This window comes from Pedobacter sp. MR2016-24, assembly GCF_026239655.1.
In the GTDB taxonomy this organism is placed as follows: domain Bacteria; phylum Bacteroidota; class Bacteroidia; order Sphingobacteriales; family Sphingobacteriaceae; genus Pedobacter.
The window spans coordinates 114,703-134,097 of record NZ_JAPIVO010000001.1; the positions used below are offsets into that span (position 1 = coordinate 114,703).

Below are 19,395 nucleotides of genomic sequence, written 5' to 3' on the forward strand. Positions count from 1 at the left end.
TTAAACATGAATATTGAGGTAAACAGCCTTGGTGAATTGAGCAATGCAGCAAAAGCATTGCTCAATTTTGCTGAAAATGAAAGGATAATTATTTTTGAAGGAGATATGGGTGCCGGAAAAACCACCTTTATCAAGGTATTCTGTGCAGCACTAGGCGTAGCAGACAACGTAACCAGTCCCACTTTTTCCATCGTAAATGAATATGCGGCGACAGCAGGTACCGTATATCATTTTGATTTTTACAGGATTAAAAATCTGCAGGAGGCTTATGATTTAGGCTATGAAGAATACTTCTATTCCGGAGATTACTGCCTAATCGAGTGGCCCGAACGTATCGCCGAATTACTGCCGGATAGCTATGTGAAGGTGACCATCACTACACTGGCGCCTGACAAAAGAATGTTCTCGTTTAGTAAATTTTTTTAGTAATTTCAATCCCATAAATATATCAGATATACCATGGCTACAGGATTACGCGAAGAAATGGCCTCAATTGCACAGAAAGGATTGCTGCAGCCCAAAGAGACCCTTTCAGAATTAAAGCAGAAAAGCAATAGTCTTTATATCGGCATCCCAAAAGAGATCTCTTTTCAGGAAGCGAGAATTGCACTCACCCCTCTATCGGTCGCCCTTTTAGTCAATAATGGCCATAGGGTTGTACTGGAAAGCGGTGCCGGAACCGGCGCCAATTTTTCTGACAATGATTACAGCGAACAGGGTGCACAAATATCATATAGCAAGGAAGATGTCTTCAATGCTGATATTATCGTAAAAATAGCCCCGCCCACTTTAGAAGAAGTCGAGCTCATGCACAAAGGGCAAACCCTGATCTCTGCATTGCAGATGGGCGCACTAAAAGAGGTGTACCTGAAAGCACTGCTCAACAAAAAGATCAACGCACTTTGCTTTGAAAACCTCAGAGATGAGGGTAATATATTAAGCGTTGTCCGCGCAATGAGTGAGATTGTAGGGGCAACCTCTATATTTATTGCAGCAGAATACCTGAGCAGCGTAACAGGTGGAAAGGGCTTAATGCTCGGTGGTTTTACCGGCGTTCCCCCCACAGAAATAGTCATTCTTGGAGCCGGAACCGTCGGGGAATACGCTGCCCGGACAGCACTCTCGCTCGGCGCAGAAGTTAAAGTGTTTGACAGCTCCATTTACCGCTTAAGAAGGCTGCAGAATAACCTCGGAAGCCGTGTTTTCACTTCAGTAATGCAGCCTATTGTTTTAGGTAAGGCAGTTACCACCTGTGATGTAGTCATTGGCGCTATACGTGCCACGCATGGCAGGAGCCCTTGTCTGATTACAGAAGAAACAGTAAGCAGAATGAAACCGGATTCAGTATTGATAGATGTAAGTATTGATCAGGGTGGCTGTTTTGAAACATCAGAAGTAACTAACCATAAGGATCCTGTATTCCGCAAATATGATGTGATCCATTACTGTGTGCCTAATATAGCCTCCCGGGTGCCACGTACAGCATCATATGCGCTGACCAATATCTTTACCCCAATACTGGTCGATATAGGCGACATGGGAGGATTAATGAACGTAGTATGGAACAAACCTGGGATCAGGGAAGCATTGTATATTTACCAGGGACACCTCACCAGTAAAAACCTGTCAACAATGTTTAATCTGCCTTATAAGGATATTGAACTGCTTGTTGCGGCAAATCAATAGTGAATACATGAGAGCATTTCTGATTTTTCTGCTGTTTAGTAACCTGTTAAACGGGGCATCCGGACAATCCGTAAAAAAACACAGGTTATATATCCAGGGATTTAAAGCTTACCAGGCGGCGGTAAAAAAGGATAAAAAGAAAGAACTGGTTGAAATCAAATCTGCAATACCGTCGGTAAAGCTGGATATCAGGTATGCAACGAATCATAATTTTATGCACCAGGTAATGTACCAGCAAGCGCGCGCCTTTGCGAGAAAAGAAGTGGTGGAGCAGCTGAAAAAGATCCAGCAGGAACTGTATAAAAAAGGTTATGGACTGCTGATATTTGATGGATATCGCCCTTATGCGATTACCGTAGCTTTTTATCAGAAAGCCAGTGATAAAAATTTTGTCGCCAATCCGGCAAAAGGTTCTATCCATAACCGTGGCTGCGCGGTAGACCTGACGCTCATCTCTTTAAAAACAGGCAAAGAAGTGGCAATGCCTACTCCCTATGACAGCTTTTCAGCCGCTGCGGCAGCTAATTATGCCAAAGTAAGTCCTGCAGCCTTAAAAAACAGAACCTTACTGATCAGCACTATGCAGAAATATGGCTTCACTGTAATGCCAAATGAATGGTGGCATTTTGACTATAAGGGATGGGAAAGCTATGAGCTGATGGATATCCCTTTCGGTCTTTTATAAATGAATTGCAGATAAACCAGGGCCAGTGTGGTGATGCCTGTGCAGATGAAAAAGGTGACTGGTATAGTCGATATATCATCGATGAACAACCACCCTGCCAATAATGCACCCAATCCTATTCCTGCTTCCAGAGCGATATACATGGTCGCCATAGCCTTCCCTCTATGGTCAGGATCACTTAAATCTATCGTCCAGGCATTAGCCGTTGGAGAAAGCATTCCCGTGGCCACTCCATATAGCGCTGAGGCCGACATCAGCAGAAAAGAAGAATTTGCCAGTCCGATACACAACAATGAAACAGCCAGGAGTACTAATGAAACTTTAAGTATTAAGAGTCGCCCGTAACGGTCAGAAGCCTTTCCCGCCACAAAACGGATCAACAGCGAGGTCAACGTAAACACCATAAAAAACAGTCCTTTATTTGCTGTCCCAAGGTATTTGCTCCAATCCCCTATTACTGTAAGAATAACCCCATAACTGACGTAACTCAGCAAAGTAATCAGTGCTGCCGGAATAACTTTCCACTCGATAATATCTTTACGCTGGATCTTTAAATGAGAAAAGCTGAAGCGCTTTGGTTCGAGCAAAGTTTCTCTCATATTCCACAAGATGACAATAGACAACAACGCAAATACAGAAGAGCAGTAGAATAAGATATCGATAGACCAGTGTGCTGTGATCGTACTGCCAATTGCGGGGCCGATAGCGAGACCTGTGCTGAAACATACACCATGAACGCCCATTGCTTCGCCCCAGCGGTTCTGCGGCACCAGGTCGGCCACATAAGCGGCAGTCGCGGTAGGTTTAAATCCTGTAGAAAAACCATGGATCAGACGTAAAAACAGAAAACCGGCTACCGTGGTCAGTACAGGGTAAAGGAAGCCGCAGACAAAACATACGATTGACCCTACAGCCATTACTGGCACGCGACCTACTGTATCTGTCAGTTTCCCGCTAAAAGGCCTGGAGATGCCCGCGGTAAGCGTAAATAATGCAATGATCAATCCTTTATAGTTAGCCCCTCCCATATTACTCAGGTAAGCCGGCAGCTCCGGAATCAGCATATTAAAACTTGCCGAAAAAAGAAAAGAGCTTAAGCAGACAAGGCCAAATTGTAAGGTATAAATCGATTCATCAGATTTTTGCATATCGCTGCAAAAGTAATATTAATGGCTTAGAAATGTCTAGAATTTTTCGTGGATGAAGGTCACAATCCTTGCCATTTCCTTTCTTACCTCAACCGTAGGTTGTATAAACTGATTATTCATGAAGGAAAAAAGCAGCACCTTACCTTTTTTTGTGACGATGTATCCGCTCTGGTTATAGTTGTTAGAGAAACTTCCTGTTTTACCAAATACAAAAGGATGATTCGTTTTAGGGTAAGCATTTTTAAGCGTGCCCGATTTTCCGCCGGCAGGCAACAGGCTGAACAATTCCTCTCTGGAACCTACCTCTTTATAAATATTTGATAATACTTTAATCATGTCTCTCGGTGTGATCAGGTTCATTCTAGATAAACCGGAGCCATCTACCCAATGTGGTTTATCAGGCAAATCTGACAAATACCTGGTGCTGATGTACCGGATTGCATCCGCGGTATTCAGTTGCTGCTGAAACTGGTTAGCGCAGACCAGCAGCAGTTGTTCTGCGATAAAATTATCACTTGGCAGCATCAGCTCACGCAGTACATCTGCTTTTTTCATATTATACACTGTTTTTGCATTGCTGTCTAATGGCATATGAATCAGCTGAACGGGTCTATGCAGGGTGTCTGACAACAGGCTTAAGCTGATGGCCGTACCTGTTTTATAGGGTATTTCCTGTGTAAATCCTGATGGAGCGGGACGATTGGGATAGGTAAATACATTGCTGTTAAATGATCGGGTAATTTTGAAAGTAGTATCTGTAATTGTGCTGTCTTTATAGAAACAAGAAGCGAAAAGCTGAGGTGAAACAGCGAGTTCACCATTCACCACCTTTACTTTAACCAGGTTGTCCATTAAGGGCAATTCATTGATTTCCGCCTGGTAGTAGTCGTTATAATCATCCCAGGCCCAGCCCTGGCCATAAAAGCTTCCCCTGTATCGGCCTTCAGCGAAAAACAATTTTTGAGTAGCCGATTGCAAAAAATGATAAGTATTGCCTGCCTGCAGCCTGCTTTGTAAAAAAGAAGGATCTCCATTTCCCCAAAAAATCAGCGAGTCTCCCCTGATCACATAACGTATGGATGGAATAGAGTCGGGAAGCATCTTCAAGGCGGCATAAAATGTCAGCAGTTTCATATTCGAAGCAGGTATAAAATATTTATCTGCTTCTTCCTGATAGATCAGCTTTTCAGCATTTGTATCTGCCAGTGCAAAACCGACCTGGTAATTACCCATTATTTTTGATTCACGGAATGTTTTTTTAACCTGACTGGCCATTCTTTGATTTGCAGCGCAACCATAAATAAAAACTAAGGGGAGAAAAACCAGAATAAAAAAATATTTACTGCCACGAAGCTCTTTTTTGAACATTTTCCGTAAGATTTTAGGAGATCCAGTCTAAAATATTACTTTTTATTAGGAATATGTAATAAACATGAAGAATACATATCTAACGTGCTTGTAACTTTGTAATTACAGTCCTTCATATTGCCTTTTACAATGATAATTTTAATGCCTTAAAACAATTAACGCTAAACATATAATTCTAAATGAATAAAAATACAAAATCACTGGCGATTGCTGGTCTGTTTGTTTTATGCGCATTCAATAGTAATGACTCATTTGCACAGAAAAAAAACAAAAAGAATGCAAAAGGCACTCCACCCCCTGCTATGACCGCTCCCGCCCCTAAAAAGGAAGGAATCAAACCTTTCGGGGATATCATCACTGCAAAAGCTAAAGCTAAAAAAGGTTTATTCAATACCTATAAACTGGATGATAAGTGGTTTTTTGAGATCCCTGATACCCTGCTGAACCGCGAAATGCTGGTAGTAACCAGGTTAAACAAAGTTCCATCGGGCGTAAAAGTGGGTAATCAGCAATATGGTGGGGAGCAGTTGAATGAACAGGTATGGCAGTGGGAACGCCGCGGAAAGCAGGTATTTGTCCGCGTACCCAGCTATTCAGTAAGAGCAGACAGTACTTCTGATATGTATCAGTCGGTAAAAAACTCCAATCTGTCAACCATTCTTGCCAGTTTTGAGATTAAGGCTTATAATAAGGATACTACTGGTGTGGTGATTGATGTGACGGACTTCTATAATGGTGACGTGATGTCAATCGGTGCTACAGATGAATTGAGAAAAGCCTATAAAATGACGATGATGGATCCTTCGAGATCTTATATCGATACTGTAAAATCTTTCCCTTTAAATGTGGAGGTAGTCACCAGCAAAACTTACCGCACCATGGAATCACCGATAGATAACAGTATTGGCGCCATTACCTATGAGTTCAATACTTCTATGTTGTTATTGCCAAAAATTCCTGCAAAGGCCCGTTTAAGAGATGCGAGGGTTGGTTTTTTTGGTCAGTCGCAAACGGACTATGGTACAGATGCTTTAAAGGCAGAAAGAACTTCCTATATCCACAGGTGGAGCCTGGTGCCAAAAGATACCGCGGCATACATGCGTGGAGAACTGGTAGAGCCGGTAAAACCAATTGTGATCTATATTGATCCTGCCACGCCTAAAAAATGGGTACCTTATTTAATCCAGGGAATCAATGACTGGCAGGTGGCTTTTCAGGAGGCAGGTTTTAAAAATGCCATCGTTGGTAAAGCAGCACCTACTGCTCAGGAAGATCCTGAATTCAGTGTAGACGACTCACGTTATTCTGTTGTACGTTATTTTGCTTCAGATATCGCCAATGCTTATGGTCCGCATGTGTCAGACCCGCGTACAGGACAAATCCTGGAAACACATATCGGCTGGTACCACAATGTGATGAGCCTGTTAAGAAACTGGTATTTTGTACAAACAGCAGCAGTTAATCCTGCAGCCAGAAAGGCGAAATTTGACGATAAACAAATGGGTGAGCTGATCCGTTTTGTATCCTCTCACGAGATAGGGCACACGCTTGGCCTGCCACATAACTTTGGATCAAGCTATGCTTATCCGGTTGACTCTTTACGTTCAAAAACTTTTACTGATGCACATGGAACGGCTCCTTCTATCATGGATTATGCGCGTTTCAATTATATCGCACAGCCTGGAGATGGTGTAACCAAACTACATCCGAACATTGGTGAATATGATAAATGGTCTGTTAAATGGGGATATACCTGGTTTCCGGGTAACCTGACAGCTAAACAAGAACGTGAAAAGCTGGATATATGGACAAAAGCTAAAGCTGGCAATCCATTATACTACTATGGCAGACAAGGCACAAGCATTGATCCGCGCCTTCAAAGTGAGGATCTGGGTGATAACGCGATGAAAGCAAGTACCTACGGTATTGCAAACCTGAAACGTGTTTTACCTAATGTAGAAAAGTGGACTTATGAAAAAGGAAACGACTACAGCGACCTCAAAGAAATTTATACTGAAGTGATCGGCCAGTTTAACCGTTATATGGGTCATGTAGCTGCTAACGTTGGCGGTATGAACGAAAATTTTAAGACTTACGACCAGACTGGTGCGGTATATACTTACCTGCCAAAAACTAAGCAGAAAGAGGCGATCAGGTTTTTCAATACGCAGTTATTTACTACTCCATTGTGGCTGATTAATAAAGAAGAACTGAATAAGTTTGATAATGGTGCGCTGCTGAACAGGATTAAAGCTGTACAGACAGGTACATTGGGAAACATCCTGTCAGCCCCCCGCCTTGCCAGATTGCTGGACAATGAAACCAAAAACGGAACTGCAGCAGCTTATACCTTACCTGAACTATTTACAGATTTGAAGGGTACGATTTTCTCGTCAGCGCGCCCGGATGCTTTTAAACGCAACCTGCAACGTTCTTATGTAGATAAACTGGAAGTATTGATGACCAAGGAGATGGATCTTCCACCGGGTGTATCAGGAGATATGATTGCAAACTTCGGCATGACGCCTATCAGTGTAGCCTTATCAGATATCAGACCCCTGGTAAGAGTAGAACTGAAATCATTAATGGCTACAGCAAAAGCAAGAGCAGTAGCGGGTGATGCGCTAACAAAAGCACATTATGACGACCTGGTCATCAGGATTAATGACATTTTAAATCCTAAGAAATAAGGCAGATAGTTTATCTGATACGACTATTTTCACAAAGGGGTCCTGATCAATACAAACGATCAGGACCCCTTTTTTATTTATTCAAGTCATTCAGCCATCATTAGCTAGACATCTGCCTGAGGGGCTACCAACAAGTGAGTAAGTTAACTATTGGTATAGGATTGAGTTAGTATTGAGATAGGGTTGACATAGTAAAAGGGTATGTCAACCCTACGCCAACACTAGCGCAACCCTAAGCCAACGCTATCTCAATACAAATGTTAGTACCTCCAGACCCACTGGAACAGTATTCCCGAAATTAACTGGATTGGCTTGACACCCCTCCTTATACAATTAAAGGAAAATCCTTTCAGCAAAAAAGAAGAAAGCTGATATATTTGTGCTGAAAAAGCGTTGTTACGATATGAGAGAAAGGAACTTCCTGTTAGTGATATTAAGTTTAGGTATGCTATTAACTGCTTGTCATTCCAAACCAGTAAAAGAAACGCCCGCACAGCCTAAAGATTTTGATTTCGATGCAGTGAAAGGCATAAAATACACAGAAGTAAAACGACGTTTCAGTAACGGTCTCTCTTTCGACACTACAGGTTTCCAGCAGGAGCCCAGCTGGATTGTTCAGTTTCAGTCAAAAGATACCATACTCGCTTATGATCCAGGGAAAAAAATCATGCAGGGTTTTCATTTGCACCACGACCATAAAGACGTCTATAATTTTGCCAAGGAATGGTTCCGCTTTAAACTGATCAGCAAAGACAGCCTTGTATTTCAGCGTTTACAAGTCAGCAAAAAAGAAATCGCTGCAGATATCCGCTCGGATGTGAACATGACCTTTTATTCAAATGAGTACATAGAAAAGAAACTGCATACAGAGCCTGCATTATTACAGCGCCCCAGTAAAGCTGATACCCTTTTCATTCGTGAAATGGTTGACAGGGCAAATAGGAATCCGGGTAACAGGGACAGTGTTTTTGCGGGCCGTCAGATCGCTCAGCTCAGCAGCAAAAGCGAAATGGCTACCGTAACCTTTCAAAGTTCCGTAGACCCGATGAATGGACGCACAAAAGCATATGATTATTTGTATCCCCGGTATAAAGTTGTCATACAAAGAGCTTATAAAGATTTCGCTTATGAATTTAACGTGATTGCGGATGAAAAAGGCAAATTAAGAATGAGCTGGTTTTATACCAATCTGCCTGAATTTAAAGAAACACGCAAAAAAGTATTGGAAGGAATTACCAGCATCTACCTGCAAAACCTGTTAAAAGTAACCCCGGGAAGCACATTAGGTATCCCCCATGCCAGCGAAATTACGGTAATAGTGACGGGTAAAAAAGCCAATAAATAAAGATTCCAAATTATATTTATCAAAAAATGAAGCATTTGCAGATTATAAAAAAATAATTACTACCTTGCAAGCTTATAATTAATACTTAATACAATGCAAGAAGGAACAGTAAAATTTTTTAATGTAACTAAAGGTTTCGGATTTATCGTACCAGCTAACGGCGATAGCGAAATTTTTGTACATTCAACAGGCCTTATCGATGAGATCCGTGAAAACGACAAAGTAGAATACGATGTTGAAAGCGGCAAAAAAGGTTTGAATGCGATCAATGTTAAAGTAATCTAGATTATTATAACCATAATTCGTACAAGCTTCCTGATGACATCAGGAAGCTTTTTTTATGCGCTCTATTTTGGTTGATAAATAATTTTTATCTTTAAATTCATTCTTAGTTTAATGAATAGCAGCTACGAACTTTTAATTTCAAAGATTAATGAATTCACAAGGAAGTTTTACTTAAATAAGCTTCTCAGAGGAACGATCTATACGCTGGCAACATTACTATCCACCTTCCTCCTGTTATTCGTTCTTACGTACTGTTTTAATCCTGGAATTATTGTCAAAACAATTTTATTTTACGCCTACCTATTCCTTTTTATTTTATCTTTTACGGCCGGTATCATCAAACCAGCCCTCGCCTACTTCCGGATCATTAAAAACATAAGTCCGAAAGAATCAGCTCTGTTGATAGGCGCGCACTTTTCAGCAATCAGAGATAAACTCTTAAATACACTGCAGCTGAAAGAACTTGCAGAATTATCATCCCATCAAAATGAACTGATCCTTGCTGGCATAGATCAGAAAATAAATGAACTCAGACCTATTCCATTCAGCAGTGCAATTCATTTGCAGGACAACAGGAAATATATAAAATACTTGCTGACCCCACTCCTTATAATTATAATTATTGGTTTGGTTGCGCCAGTGGTATTAAAACAAGGAACCAGGAGTTTTGTACAATACGACAGAGAAATTTTGCCTGCCGCACCTTTTACTTTTGAACTGCTGAATAAAAAACTGGTTGTTGCACAAGGAGACAGTCTTCGTCTTGAACTGCAGTTAAAGGGCGACGAATTTCCTCAGGATATCTATATCATAGAAGGAAAGAATACCTTCAAATTTGAGAAGGACAATACCAGCAAATTTCACTACACCTTCAAAAATCTGCAAAAGGACAAGCGCATTATCTTTAGTGGTGGTGGTTTCTCATCTGCTTCCCATCAGCTCCGGGTAAAACCAAGGCCGGGGATTCTGACGATTTCTGCTAGTTTAGTATTTCCTCCCTATCTGAACAAACGCAGTGAGCGGATACAAAATTCAGGAGACTTATTGATTCCTGAAGGCACTACAGTCACCTGGGAGATTAAAACAGAAAATAGTGATCAGTTAGATTTTAAGCTGGACAAAACAATCCGAAAGCTTAAAATAGAAGATAACAGTGCGACTTTTAAATCGCGTTTGCTGGCCAGTACCACTTATGAAATTATGCCTGTAAATAAATTTGCCGGAGCAAAAGATTCCATACAGCATAAAATTGAAGTGATTGCGGACCTTCATCCGGAGATCAGCGTGATAGAAAAGGCAGATTCATTAAGTAGTAAAGTCCTGTATTTTACGGGAAATATCAATGATGATCATGGTTTTAAGGACCTGAAATTTGTTTACCAGCTAACTGAAGCCGGAGCAGCAACGAGAAAAACAAGCATTACCCTTCCCATAAAAAAAACACAGACTGAAGAATCATTTTTTTATTTCTGGGATTTGAAAAAGATCGGATTAAAACCCGGTCAGCAGCTGACCTACTTTTTTGAAGTGGCCGACAATGATGGGGTAAATGGTTATAAAATCACACGTTCACCTGTTAGCACCTATGCAGTACCTCATCCGCAACAAATAGCAAAACAGCTGGATAATAGTAGCAGTAGCTTAAAAAAGAAAATGGAGAATGCCATTAAACTTGCTGCTACGGTAGAAAAAGAAAGCAAAAAATTAGGAGAAAGTCTGCTCAACAAACAATCGCTCTCCTTTGAGGATAAAAAAGAAATTGCCGGTCTCCTGGAAAAACAGAAGAAGCTGGAAGCTGCGGTACAGGATATTAAAAACACGAAAGAAAAGAACTCATTTCAGCAAAACGAAGAGAACCAGGTTAAAGAAGAACTGGCCGAAAAACAGAAACAGATAGATGATTTATTCAACAATGTATTAGATCCCAAAACTAAAGCGTTGCTGGAAAAACTGCAGGCGCTGATGGACCAGAACAGAAAAGATGATACCCGGGATGAGTTATCAAAAATGAACATGGACAATAAATCTTTGAAAAAGGAGCTGGACAGGATACTGGAATTATATAAACAACTTGAATTTGAGCAGGGTTTGCAAAATAAAATTGATCGTTTGACCGCTCTTGCTGCAGAGCAGAAGAAGCTTGCCGGAAAATCAGGAAACAAAAAAGACGCACAGCAGGAGCTCAAAAAAGAGCAGCAGCAACTGGCGTCAGATTTCAGCGAACTCAAAAAAGAACTCGATCAGCTGGACCAAAAGAACCAGTTGCTGGAGAAACCGAATGCTTTCGAGAATCCGGATAAAGAAAGTAAAGATATTCAAAAACAACAGCAGGAAAGTATACAGCAACTGGATAAAAATGAAGCCCAAAAAGCGGCTGGAACGCAGAAAAAAGCAGCAGAACAAATGCAGCAACTCGCTGAAAAATTAACAGCATCCCAGCAGCAGTCTGCTGAAATGGAAAATAATGTAAATGCCGAAAGCCTGCGGATATTGTTGCAAAATTTGCTGCATAGCTCATTTGAGCAGGAGAAAGTCATGTTGAATCTGAAAAAGATTAGCAATAGTGATCCTTCTTATTTATCGAGCGTTCAGACACAACGCACCATCAAAGATAATATGAAAACTATCGCTGACAGTTTAACGTCACTTAGCAAAAGGGTACCGCAGATTGAAAGTACAGTGAATGAAGAAATGCAGAAAATCAATTTTAATATTGATAAAAGTCTGGATAACCTGGGAGAACGTCGCACTGCGGAAGCACTTAAAAATCAGCAATATACCATGACCTCTATCAATAATCTCTCACTGATGCTCAATGAAGCGCTTGAACAGCTGGAAAAGAATCAGAAAAATGCGAAACAGGGTGGAAAAGGAAATAAAAAGCAGTCGATGCAGCAGTTGCAGCAAATGCAGCAGCAGCTGAATAAAAATATGCAGCAGGCTAAAGATCAGCTCCAGAAAGAAGGAAATAAAGGCAGCGTACCTAAAGGTAAACAAAGTGAAGAATTTGCTAAAATGGCACAGCAGCAACAACTGATCAGGGAGGCACTACAAAAAATAAACTCTTCAGATAACAAAGACGGAAAAGGAAGTCTGGGCAACCTGAACCAACTGATCAAAGAGATGAAGGCAACGGAATCCGATCTGGTCAACAAAAGAATCGAGCAGGAAACACTAAACCGTCAAAAAGCTATCCTGAATAAATTGCTTGACGCAGATCAGGCCGACCGGGAACAAAACGAAGATCAAAAAAGGGAGAGTAAATCAGGCAGAGACCTTCCTCCTTCTTACCGTAAAATGCTGGAAGAGTTTAAGAAAAAACAAGTGAACGAGCTGGAACTCATACAGAAATTACCGCCGGATCTGAATTACTATTACAAAAATAAGATCTCTGATTATTTTAAATTGCTAAATTTGCATTAAAATATGACATGCCCTGATGAGTAAACCTCCTATAAATTTTTTTACAGAAGAGATCAAGTACAACCTTCAACAAAAAACTAAAATCAGAACCTGGATTGAAAATACGATTAAGGCAGAAGGGTACGTTTTAGAGGAGTTGAATTTTATATTCTGTTCTGACGAATATTTATTGGCGATAAACCAGCAATACCTTCAGCATGATACTTATACCGACGTAATCACTTTTGATAACTCAGAGGTGCTTAAAACGATTACGGGTGATATTTTTATCAGTATTGAACGGATACAGGAAAATGCCAGAAACTATAAGGGGAAAACTGCAGATGAATTATGCCGTGTAATGATACATGGTACACTTCATTTGCTGGGCTATAAGGATAAAGGGAAGACAGCTAAAACTTTAATGACGCAAAAAGAAGATCATTATTTATCTCAATTGTCTAATTATTAATTAGTTATAATTAATTCCTGGTCAGAACTGCTGTTTATCTTATACATCAGCTGAATTAAACTGAATGTTTAAACACATTACATAATACCATTATTTACTTAATTTGCAGGTCTTTATCAAATCTGTTAATCCGTTAAACAAATACTTTGAGCACACTAATAGCAGCAGAAAATTTAGGCCATGCCTATAACGATGAATGGTTATTCAAAAATTTGACTTTAGGGATCCAAACTGGTCAGCGTGTAGCGCTGGTAGGTATCAATGGAGCCGGCAAAAGTACATTATTAAAATTATTAGCCGAACGTTTCAATCCTCTTGAAGGAAAAATCGTAAAAAATAAAGCAGTTAGAATTGGTTTTCTGGATCAGGAACCCTCCTTCCCTGATGGCTACTCTATTAGTGATTTTATTTTTTCCCTTGAGAATAAACAGCAGCAGCTGATCAAGGAATATGAAGAAATTATAGAGGATCCTAATCCCGATGAAAAAACGCTGAACAGGTTATATGAGGAATTAAGCGAGCACAATGCCTGGGAGTACGAACACGAAATCAAAACGATTTTGAGTCGCATGGGTATTAATCATTTACAACAACAGATTTCTACGCTATCAGGCGGACAAAAAAAGCGTATAGCTTTAGCGAAATTACTGATCGAAGATCCTGAAATTTATGTTCTGGATGAGCCTACGAATCATCTCGACATTGATACCATTGAATGGTTAGAGAAGCTCCTTACTTCAGGTAATAAAACGATTTTATTAGTGACGCATGATCGCTATTTCCTGGATAATGTTTGTAATACCATCGTAGAACTTGACCGTGGTAAGATCTACAATTACAGTGGTAACTACGCGTATTTTCTGGAAAAGAAATCTGAGAGAGAAGCTTCCGATGAAAGTACATTCCACAAAAATAAAAACCTGCTCAAAAAAGAATTGGAGTGGATGCGCAGAATGCCTCAGGCCAGGGGAACAAAATCTCAGGCCAGGATTGACGCTTTTTATGATTTAGATAGTAAAACCAAACAGCGTACCGATAACCAGAATATCACGTTAAATGTAAAGATGTCCCGCCAGGGTAATAAGATTCTTGAGCTGGAAAATGTGGGACAATCTTTTGATGAAAAGAATATCATTAACGACTTTACTTATACTTTTAAAAAGGCAGACCGTATTGGACTGGCTGGAAAAAACGGTACAGGTAAGTCTACCCTACTTAATATCATTACGGGTTATTTAACACCTGAAAAAGGAAAAGTAAGTACTGGTGATACCACTGTTTACGGTTATTATAAACAAGGTGGTTTAGCTTTCAATGAAAAAGAACGAGTAATAGATATTGTAAAATCAGAAGCTGAATATATCAAAATGGCCGATGGTCAGACGATCTCTGCTTCACAATTGCTCACCCTGTTTTTATTCCCACCAAAGAAGCAGCATGGAATGGTTGAAAAATTAAGTGGTGGGGAGAAAAAGCGTTTACATCTGATGAAGGTACTGATGCTAAACCCAAACTTTTTAATCCTGGATGAGCCGACCAATGATTTGGATATTGATACTTTAAATGTACTGGAAGAATTTTTGGAGAACTTCCCTGGCGTATTGATTTTGGTTTCCCACGATAGGTATCTGCTGGATAAAATGAGCGATCAGTTATTTATTATGGAAGGAAACGGAGAGGTTAATATTTATAACGGAAACTATTCTGAGTACAGAATTAGCCTGGAAACGCCAAAAGAAAAAACAGTAAGCAAAGAATCTAAGCCTAGAGCTTCTGCTGATATGGCTATTCCAAAGAAGCTTACATTTAATGAGCAAAAGGAATTGGAAGATTTAGAAAACAAGATCAGTACTACTGAAACGGAAATAGATCAACTGACAAATTCGCTGATTGATATAGATAGCGCAAACTATCAGGAGATACAGGCGGTTACGAAATCTATTGAAACACTAAATAAAGATCTGGAAAAAATAATGGAACGTTGGGTAGAACTTTCAGAGAAAGTAAACTAATACCTCTCCTATTTTAAGGCGTTTTAAGCACTTCTTTTATCCAGATACCGTGGATGGATATTGAGAAAAACAAATGTTCCACGTGAAACCTCTTCGCTTGAGAGCGTGAATTAACATGAAAGTTCCACGTGGAACAATTTAAAAATTAGACAAGATGTTTAAAGAATATGATGTAATTGTAGTTGGGGCAGGTCACGCCGGATGTGAAGCTGCTGCCGCTGCTGCGAATATGGGATCCTCAGTTTTATTGATTACAATGAACATGGAAACCATTGCGCAAATGAGTTGTAACCCTGCAATGGGTGGAGTGGCAAAAGGACAAATTGTAAGAGAAATTGATGCAATGGGTGGATACTCTGGAATCATCAGTGACAAAACAACGCTGCAGTTTAGAATGCTGAACCTTTCCAAAGGACCAGCAATGTGGAGTCCCCGCGCACAGAATGACAGGAAAAGATTTGCCGAAGAATGGAGACTGGCATTAGAACGTACACCTAATGTTGACTTCTGGCAAGACATGGTAAGCAGCCTGATCATTAAAGATAATCAGGTAAAAGGAGTTAAAACATCGATTGGTGTTGAGATCAGAGCAAAGAGTGTGGTGCTGACAAATGGCACCTTTTTAAATGGCCTTATCCATATTGGCGAAAAGAAATTTGGCGGTGGCCGTACAGGTGAAAAAGCAGCCACTGGCTTAACTGAACAACTGACATCAATAGGTTTTGAAGCAGGCAGAATGAAAACAGGTACCCCTCCCCGGGTGGATGGCAGATCACTGAATTATTCCCTGATGGAAGAACAATGGGGTGATGAAAATCCCGGTCGTTTTTCTTACACCAATGTAGATAGACCTACAGAACAACGCTGCTGCTGGATTACCTATACCAACTCAAATGTACACGAAACATTAAAAGAAGGATTTGAAAAATCACCAATGTTTACGGGTAGAATCAAGGGTCTTGGTCCGAGATACTGTCCATCAATTGAGGATAAAATTAACCGTTTTGCAGAGCGTGAAAGACACCAGATTTTCGTAGAACCGGAAGGCTGGAATACTTGCGAAATTTATGTGAATGGCTTTTCAACTTCACTCCCGGAAGACGTACAATATAGGGCACTGATCCAGATCCCGGGATTTGAAAATGCGAAAATGTTCAGACCTGGTTATGCGATCGAGTATGATTTTTTTCCACCTACACAGTTGACGCTTACACTGGAGACCAAATTAATACAGAATTTGTATTTTGCAGGACAGATTAATGGCACAACCGGATACGAAGAGGCTGCTAGTCAGGGTTTTATAGCAGGAATTAATGCGCATTTGAAGATAAATGATCAGCATGAGCTGATCATGAAACGTTCTGAATCCTATATTGGTGTATTGATAGACGATCTGGTAACCAAGGGAACTGAAGAACCGTATCGAATGTTTACCTCGCGTGCAGAACACAGATTATTGTTACGTCAGGATAATGCTGACATCAGGCTCTCCCCTATCGGCCATGCCCTGGGACTGATTAGTGATGAGCGATTAGAAATCGTTAAAAAGAAAGTGACCGACTCTGACGACATTGTAGCTTATACCCGGAAACAAAGTATAGAAATGTCTGAAGCCAACGAGATGCTTGAAAGTTTAAATTCCAGCGCACTTACACAGAACGTAAAATTATTCGGCGTACTGAGCAGACCACAGGTTGGAATCGAAGACTTAAGAAAAGTAAGTACAGCCTTTAATGATTACCTGAATCAATACGATCAGGTAACAGTAGAGCAGGCGGAAATCAAAATTAAATATGAAAGCTACTTTTTAAAAGAGCAGGAGATTGTAAATAAAATGCAGAAGATGGAAGACAAGGACATCAATCCTGATTTTGACTATTCGCAGCTGGTTTCTCTTTCTAAAGAAGCCAGAGAGAAATTATTGAAAATAAAACCGCGGACTCTAGGTCAGGCCTCAAGAATTTCAGGGGTTTCACCTTCAGACATTTCAGTTTTAATGGTTCATATAAGTAAGTAACTGTTTATTAATACGTTACATTAAAAATAAAGACGCCTAAAAATGACGCATTTTAATTAGTTTTAAGGCGTTTTTATTTTTTGTACAACATATTTATCCAAAACAATTAAAAGTTCATCAGATCTAATATAAATGACTAAAAACAGCTATATAAAAATCATAAAGGCCGCCTTGTGTTGCTTTTTTGGATTTTTACTGATTACAGGTTGTGCAAGTATCGGTGCGGGCCCTCAGGGCGGTCCAAAAGACTCAATTCCGCCAAAAATTTTGTCTATGCTTCCGCTAAATCAAAGCACAAATTTTAAAGCTAAAAAAATCGTGATCCAGTTTGATGAATATTTTAAATTGAATGATCAGTTCAAACAATTTTCTATTTCACCAGAACTGGAGGTACTCCCTACCCTCACGGTGAAAAAGAAAAACCTGGAAATTGAATTTACAGATTCCCTGGAAAAAAACACAACTTATACCTTAAACTTCGGAAAGTCTGTGGTGGACATTAATGAGAGTAATGCGCTTAAAAATTTCACTTATGTATTTGCTACCGGTCCCACTATTGATTCACTCAATATTTCAGGAACTATAAAAAATGCATTAACAGGTAAGCCGGAAATAGAAGCCCTTGCTTTTATCTTTCCACTATCGAGAGATAGTCTGTTCGGAAAAAAGAGAGCTTCAGTTTATGCTTTAACAGATAGCAGCGGAAACTTCAAAATCAGCAATCTGAAAGCTGATACTTATAAGATCTATGCATTGAAAGAACAAAACGGAGATAAAACTTACCAGCAAAGTTCCGATGAAATCGGCTTTTTGAAAGATCCGATAGTCCTAAAAAAGGATACACAAAATATCAATATGGTCATTTTTAAAGAAGATGCCACTGAATTCAGGGTTAACGAAAGAAGGTTAAATAATGATGGAAGTATCAGCATTTCCTTAAACCAGAAACTGAAAGATCCGGGTATTACGATCATCGAACCTAAAGAACTGGATGTATCGAAAAAAGTTAAGTTCAATAAGGTAGGTGATTCCGTAAAATTGTGGCTGACCGACATGAGTTTTGACTCCACAAAAGTGAGTATAACTGATGCGGGTAAACTACTCCAGACGGTAACATTCAGAAGAGGAAAAAAAGAAACTTATACCAGAAATGTAACCGCTACAGATAACATCGAAGGCAATCTGCTTAATCCAAATAAGACATTAAAATTAACCTTTGGTATTCCGGTAGAAACTATAGACCAGTCAAAAATTACTTTGCTGGAAGACTCTGTAGCCAATACCAATTTTACCCTGGTTAAGGACACTGCAGATTTTCTTTCTTACAATTTTAATTATGCCTGGCGGGCCAATACCATCTATGAAATCAAATTTGCCGCAGGAGCTTTTACCGCCATTTTCAATACCAAAAATAAAGAGTTTACAAAAAAGTTTGAACTGGCGAAAAGGGATGACTATGGTACCTTAAAATTAAAAATAGTCACCCCCGAACCTAATAAACAGTATGTATTAGAAGTGATCAATGAAGCCAAAGCTATAGTCAATACACTGGTAGTTGCAAAAGATACCACAGTAACATTTGCCAACTACAGGGCCGGAAAATACTTCATCAGGGTAATATATGACAATAACAAAAATGGTCAGTGGGACACGGGAAATGTCAGACAAGGCATACAACCTGAAAAGATATACAATGAATCAAAAGAGCTGTCTATTCGCGCTAACTGGGATAGAAATGAAACCATCACACTCCCAAAGGAGCAGTAATTTATTTAGCGAAACCAGTCGGAATACATAATATAATTATCCGGCAATTTATTTAATAAAGCCCGTTGCTCTTCAGTAATGGGCTTTATTTTTTTCGCAGGCGTTCCTGCATAAATATATCCGCTTTCACACAACGTATTTTCCAGTACAACAGATCCGGCAGCAATAATGCAGTAACTTTCTACGACTACGTTATCCATTACAATAGCGCCCATACCAACCAGTACATGATCTTTAAGGGTACAGCCATGTACAATCGCATTATGCCCTACAGAGACCCTGTTACCGATACTGGTAGCTGCTTTCTGATAGGTAGCATGGATCACAGCACCATCCTGTATATTACTGTCATTACCAATCGTAATAGTATTCACATCTCCCCTGACTACTGCATTGAACCATACCGAACAATTAGTCCCTATGGTTACATCCCCTACGATGGTTGCGTTTGGTGCAATAAAACAATTCTCACCCCATGAAGGGTATTTATCTAAGACTGGTAATATAATAGCTGCCAT

Annotated in this window: 14 protein-coding genes; 11 read left to right on the forward strand and 3 right to left on the reverse strand. The window is 39.9% G+C overall.

From position 1 onward, the window contains the following. Window positions 1-6 precede the first annotated feature (6 nt). From tsaE to OQX62_RS00560, 3 genes are read left to right on the forward strand one after another with little or no spacing between them, the layout of a single operon-like run. On the forward strand, window positions 7-426 hold the full coding sequence (gene tsaE / locus OQX62_RS00550) for a tRNA (adenosine(37)-N6)-threonylcarbamoyltransferase complex ATPase subunit type 1 TsaE (protein WP_265829327.1): 420 nt from the start codon (window positions 7-9) through the stop codon (window positions 424-426). Window positions 427-459: 33 nt separating this feature from the next. Further along, window positions 460-1,686, forward strand: a complete 1,227-nt coding sequence (locus OQX62_RS00555) for an alanine dehydrogenase (protein ID WP_265829328.1) — start codon at window positions 460-462, stop codon at window positions 1,684-1,686. Between the two features lie 7 nt (window positions 1,687-1,693). Further along, a complete protein-coding gene (locus OQX62_RS00560) occupies window positions 1,694-2,371 on the forward strand; it encodes a M15 family metallopeptidase (RefSeq protein WP_265829329.1) in 678 nt (225 codons plus the stop codon). Here the strand turns inward: OQX62_RS00560 and OQX62_RS00565 are convergent. Together OQX62_RS00565 and OQX62_RS00570 are read right to left on the reverse strand one after the other, a co-directional pair. After that, the gene (locus OQX62_RS00565) at window positions 2,335-3,519 is read right to left on the reverse strand and encodes an MFS transporter (RefSeq protein WP_265829330.1); all 1,185 of its coding nucleotides are present in this window, start codon (window positions 3,517-3,519) and stop codon (window positions 2,335-2,337) included. The genes OQX62_RS00560 and OQX62_RS00565 overlap by 37 nt on opposite strands. Window positions 3,520-3,555: 36 nt before the next feature. Further along, window positions 3,556-4,887 (reverse strand): D-alanyl-D-alanine carboxypeptidase/D-alanyl-D-alanine-endopeptidase, encoded by a 1,332-nt coding sequence (locus tag OQX62_RS00570; RefSeq protein WP_265829331.1) that lies wholly within the window; start codon window positions 4,885-4,887, stop codon window positions 3,556-3,558. A 179-nt stretch (window positions 4,888-5,066) separates the two neighbouring features. Between OQX62_RS00570 and OQX62_RS00575 the strand changes: the two genes are divergently transcribed. From OQX62_RS00575 to OQX62_RS00610, 8 genes are all read left to right on the forward strand, one after another. Next, entirely contained in the window at window positions 5,067-7,577 is a 2,511-nt protein-coding gene (locus OQX62_RS00575; protein WP_265829332.1) for a zinc-dependent metalloprotease, read from the forward strand. A 403-nt stretch (window positions 7,578-7,980) separates the two neighbouring features. Further along, window positions 7,981-8,922, forward strand: a complete 942-nt coding sequence (locus tag OQX62_RS00580; protein WP_265829333.1) for a hypothetical protein — start codon at window positions 7,981-7,983, stop codon at window positions 8,920-8,922. 93 nt (window positions 8,923-9,015) lie between these two features. Further along, window positions 9,016-9,207 carry a cold-shock protein gene (locus tag OQX62_RS00585; protein WP_037441187.1) on the forward strand — a complete coding sequence of 64 codons (192 nt, stop codon included), beginning with the start codon at window positions 9,016-9,018 and terminating at the stop codon, window positions 9,205-9,207. A 111-nt stretch (window positions 9,208-9,318) separates the two neighbouring features. After that, on the forward strand, window positions 9,319-12,630 hold the full coding sequence (locus OQX62_RS00590) for a hypothetical protein (protein WP_265829334.1): 3,312 nt from the start codon (window positions 9,319-9,321) through the stop codon (window positions 12,628-12,630). A gap of 16 nt (window positions 12,631-12,646) precedes the next feature. Then, window positions 12,647-13,081, forward strand: coding sequence for an rRNA maturation RNase YbeY (gene ybeY, locus OQX62_RS00595; RefSeq protein ID WP_265829336.1), 435 nt, complete (start codon window positions 12,647-12,649; stop codon window positions 13,079-13,081). A 146-nt stretch (window positions 13,082-13,227) separates the two neighbouring features. After that, window positions 13,228-15,093: an ABC-F family ATP-binding cassette domain-containing protein gene (locus tag OQX62_RS00600; protein ID WP_265829337.1), complete on the forward strand. Its 1,866-nt coding sequence runs from the start codon at window positions 13,228-13,230 to the stop codon at window positions 15,091-15,093. A gap of 154 nt (window positions 15,094-15,247) precedes the next feature. Then, entirely contained in the window at window positions 15,248-17,110 is a 1,863-nt protein-coding gene (mnmG, locus tag OQX62_RS00605) for a tRNA uridine-5-carboxymethylaminomethyl(34) synthesis enzyme MnmG (RefSeq protein ID WP_265829338.1), read from the forward strand. Window positions 17,111-17,242: 132 nt separating this feature from the next. Continuing rightward, complete coding sequence (locus OQX62_RS00610) at window positions 17,243-18,877, forward strand: Ig-like domain-containing protein (RefSeq protein WP_265829339.1); 1,635 nt, start codon at window positions 17,243-17,245, stop codon at window positions 18,875-18,877. A gap of 5 nt (window positions 18,878-18,882) precedes the next feature. On the opposite strand, the gene OQX62_RS00615 is transcribed toward OQX62_RS00610, so the two are convergent. Continuing rightward, entirely contained in the window at window positions 18,883-19,395 is a 513-nt protein-coding gene (locus tag OQX62_RS00615; RefSeq protein WP_265829340.1) for a gamma carbonic anhydrase family protein, read from the reverse strand.